Origin of the sequence: Bradyrhizobium macuxiense (genome assembly GCF_001542415.1) — a bacterium.
Classification (GTDB): domain Bacteria; phylum Pseudomonadota; class Alphaproteobacteria; order Rhizobiales; family Xanthobacteraceae; genus Bradyrhizobium; species Bradyrhizobium macuxiense.
The window spans coordinates 1-3,937 of the sequence record NZ_LNCU01000131.1 but is presented as its reverse complement, the minus strand read 5'-3'; the positions used below and the strand labels follow the sequence as shown (position 1 = coordinate 3,937).

Genomic DNA, 3,937 nt, shown 5'->3' with positions numbered 1-3,937 from the left:
AGCGAGATCGCCGGCGTGCTCAATCTGCGCGGCCGCATCGTCACCGTGGTCGACATGCGCGCCCGGCTCGGGCTGCCCGCGGCCTGCGACGGCAAGCCGATGATGGCGGTCGGTGTCGACCAGCGCGGCGAATCCTACGGTCTGCTGATCGACCAGATCGGCGAGGTGCTGCGGCTGCCCGATGCCGGCCGCGAGGACAACCCGGTCAACCTCGATCCCCGCATGGCCAAGCTCGCCGGCGGCGTCCACCGCCTCGACGGCCAACTCATGGTCGTCCTCGATGTCGATCGCGTGCTCGAATTGATGCCCGACGCCAAGGCTGCGTGATCAGAGCCGGCGGAACTGAAGAACTGAACTGAAGCATCCCCGAGAGGATGAGGAAGCAGAGGTCGTAGATGAGAACGTGTCTTGTTGTCGATGACTCAAGCGTCATTCGCAAGGTCGCCCGCCGCATCCTCGAAGGTCTCGATTTCCAGATCATGGAGGCCGAGGACGGCGAGAAGGCGCTCGAGGTTTGCAAACGTGGAATGCCGGACGCCGTGCTGCTCGACTGGAACATGCCGGTCATGGACGGCTACGAGTTCCTCGGCAATCTTCGTCGCATGCCCGGCGGCGATCAGCCCAAGGTCGTGTTCTGCACCACCGAGAACGACGTCGCGCATATCGCGCGTGCGCTGCATGCCGGCGCCAACGAATACATCATGAAGCCGTTCGACCGGGACATCGTCACCGCGAAGTTCCAGGAAGTCGGGCTTATTTAGAGTCTGCATTCGATCCGGCGGCGGAAGCCTTCGGCTCAACCGTTGTCATGCGTGCTGTTGCGTCGCTGGTGAGTTCATGAGTGTTGCGTTGACAAGTGCTGCGACCCCGACATCGACCCGTACCGACAAGGTGCGGGTGATGGTGGTCGACGACTCCGTCGTCATCCGCGGAATGATCTCGCGCTGGATCGGCGCCGAACCCGACATGGAAGTCGTGGCGTCCCTGCGCACCGGCCTCGACGCCGTCAATCAGCTCGAGCGCATCAATCCCGATGTTGCCGTGCTGGACATCGAGATGCCCGACCTCGACGGGATATCGGCGCTGCCGCAACTGCTGGCGAAGAAGCGCGACCTCGTCATCATCATGGCGTCCACGCTGACCCGCCGCAACGCGGAGATCAGCCTGAAGGCGCTGTCGCTCGGCGCGTCCGACTACATTCCGAAGCCGGAAAGCACGCGCGAAGCGACCGCGGCGGAAACCTTCCGCCACGACCTGATCCAGAAGATCCGTCATCTCGGCGCCAAGGCGCGCCGCAGCGCGATCCACACGACCGCAAACCCGACGCTGGCACCCGGTCACGACAGGCAGCGTGCAGTGGCCGCGGGCACCGCGCCTGCGCCTGCCGCCGCGCCGGTGCAGTTCGTCCGCCGTCCGCTCGGCCTGCTGCCGCCGAAGGTGCTGCTGATCGGCTCGTCGACCGGCGGTCCGCAGGCACTGATGACGCTGGTCGCCGAGATCGGTCCGGTGATCGACCGCTTCCCGGTGCTGATCACCCAGCACATGCCGCCGACCTTCACCACCATTCTCGCCGAGCACCTGGCACGCACCAGCAAGCGGCCGGCGCATGAGGCCGTTGATGGCGAGGTCGTTAAGGCGGGCCAGATCCATCTTGCGCCGGGCGGCCGGCACATGCGCGTCGCCCGTCATGGCATCGATGCCGTGATCACGCTCGACGACGGGCCGCCGGTCAATTTCTGCAAGCCTGCGGTCGATCCGATGTTCACCTCCGCGATCGAGGTCTGGCAGGGCAGCATCATGTCGGTGATCCTCACCGGCATGGGCTCTGACGGCATGCGCGGCGGCAAGGAGATCGTCGCCGCCGGCGGCAGCGTGATCGCACAGGACGAGGCGTCCAGCGTGGTGTGGGGCATGCCCGGCGCGGCGGCCAATGCCGGGATCTGTGCTGCCGTGCTGCCGCTCAATCAGATCGCACCGAAACTTGTTCGTGTGTTTTCGGGAGACCGTTCGTGACGCCTCTGGACTATGAGTATCTGCGTAAGCTCCTGAAGGAGCGCTCCGGGCTCGACCTCTCGGCCGACAAGCAATACCTGGTCGAGAGCCGCCTCGTGCCGCTGGCGCGCCGATGGAATCTCGCCGGCATCCCCGAGCTTGTGCAGAGGATGAAGAACGGCGTCGAAGCGTTGACCACCGAGGTGGTCGAGGCGATGACCACCAACGAGACCTTCTTCTTTCGCGACAAGATCCCGTTCGATCATCTGAAGGAAGCGGTGCTGCCTGCGCTCGCGCAGGCACGCGCGTCCCGCCGCAGTCTGCGCATCTGGTGCGCGGCCTCGTCGACCGGGCAGGAGCCTTATTCGATCGCGATGTGCCTGAAGGAGGCGAGCGCGTTGTTCGCCGGCTGGCGCATCGAGATCGTCGCCACCGATCTGTCGCGGGCGGTGCTGGAAAAGGCCAGGGCCGGGCTGTTCAGCCAGTTCGAGGTGCAGCGCGGCCTGCCGATCCATCTGCTGGTGAAGTATTTCACGCAGCAGGGCGAACTCTGGCAACTCAACGCCGAGATCCGCGGCATGGTGCAGCACCGGCAGCTCAATCTGCTGCAGGACATCTCTCATCTCGGCACGTTCGACGTGATCTTCTGCCGCAACGTGCTGATCTATTTCGACCAGGACACCAAGGCCGGCATCTTCGCCAAGCTGGTGCGAATGCTCGAGCCCGACGGCGTGCTGGCGCTGGGGGCCGCGGAATCCGTGGTCGGCATCACCAACGTCTTCAAGCCCTATCCGGACCGGCGCGGGCTCTATCAGCCGAACACCACGCCGGTCGCGCGTGCCGGTGCGGCCCTGCACTTGCTGAAAGCGGTGGCGTCAGCCGCGCGCTGAGGTCCACTCTTCTGAATCGCGACATCGCCGATCCCGTCATCCTGAGGCGCGAGCGCTTGCGAGCCTCGAAGGATGAACGGCCCGGTCGGCGGCCGTGCATCCTTCGAGACGCCGCTTCGCGGCTCCTCAGAGCCTGACTGAAAAAGGAGTGAGTGATTTCGGTTGGCTGTGATTCCTTCGGATTTGCGAAGATTCGAGGGAGGGTACGATGCCGTGGACCGAAATCACTCGTGTCGAGTATCAACGCAAAGGGCTGCGCTACACAAGCGATCTGACCGATGCGGAGTGGGCGCTGATATCCCGGAAGATGCCGGCGCGACAGCGACGAGGACGCCCGCGGGAAGTCGATTTGCGCGAGGTCGTGCAGGCGATCTTCTACATTTTGTCGACGGGCTGCCAATGGCGAGCCCTGCCGAGCGAGTTCCCGCCATACTCGACGGTCCAAGGCTATTTTTATGCCTGGCGCGACAGTGGCCGGTGGCACCGGATCGTCGGAGCCTTGGTCCGGCAAGCGCGGCGGAAACTCGGGCGCAAGCCGGGACCGACGGCTGCCGTCATCGATAGCCAGACGGCTCCGACGACGCAGGCCGGCGGGCCACGCGGCTTCGACCCCGGCAAGCGCCTTCATGGACGTAAGCGGCACATCGTCACTGACACCAATGGTCTGCTGCTGGCAGTCCACGTGCATCCCGCCAACGTTCAGGATGTCCACGGTGCTGTCCCTCTGCTGGAACATCTGAGAGAACACTTCCCCAGGCTTCAGCATGTCTTTGCTGACCGAGTCTATCGCGGCAAACAGCTGCTCGACGCACTGTCCCATTGCGGCCAATGGACCATCGATATTGTCCAGCGGCCACCCGGCGTCAAAGGCTTCCAGCTCTTACCCCGACGCTGGGTCGTCGAGCGTACCTTTGCCTGGTTCGGCAGGTGCCGTCGTCTCGCCAAGGACTTCGAGGGCTCCGCGGCAACCGAAGTCGCTTGGCTTCTCGTCGCCCATCTCAGGCTCCTGATCAGACGCCTCGCCAGGCCCCAACACGCTTTTTGAGTCAGACTCT

The 3,937-nt window shown here is 64.5% G+C and carries 5 protein-coding genes; all 5 read left to right on the top strand.

Going from position 1 to position 3,937, the window contains the following annotated elements; translation table 11 throughout:
- The coding region (locus AS156_RS39700) for a chemotaxis protein CheW (RefSeq protein ID WP_066516121.1) at nucleotides 1-327 on the top strand (327 nt) is incomplete at its 5' end.
- A 68-nt stretch (nucleotides 328-395) separates the two neighbouring features.
- Nucleotides 396-761, top strand: coding sequence for a response regulator (locus tag AS156_RS39695; RefSeq protein ID WP_066516120.1), 366 nt, complete (start codon nucleotides 396-398; stop codon nucleotides 759-761).
- A gap of 76 nt (nucleotides 762-837) precedes the next feature.
- Entirely contained in the window at nucleotides 838-2,013 is a 1,176-nt protein-coding gene (locus AS156_RS39690; RefSeq protein WP_066516119.1) for a protein-glutamate methylesterase/protein-glutamine glutaminase, read from the top strand.
- Nucleotides 2,010-2,882: a CheR family methyltransferase gene (locus AS156_RS39685; RefSeq protein WP_066516118.1), complete on the top strand. Its 873-nt coding sequence runs from the start codon at nucleotides 2,010-2,012 to the stop codon at nucleotides 2,880-2,882. The genes AS156_RS39690 and AS156_RS39685 overlap by 4 nt, the downstream gene beginning before the upstream one ends.
- 208 nt (nucleotides 2,883-3,090) lie before the next feature.
- A complete protein-coding gene (locus AS156_RS39680) occupies nucleotides 3,091-3,927 on the top strand; it encodes an IS5 family transposase (protein ID WP_066499812.1) in 837 nt (278 codons plus the stop codon).
- The last annotated feature ends 10 nt before the right edge of the window (nucleotides 3,928-3,937 follow it).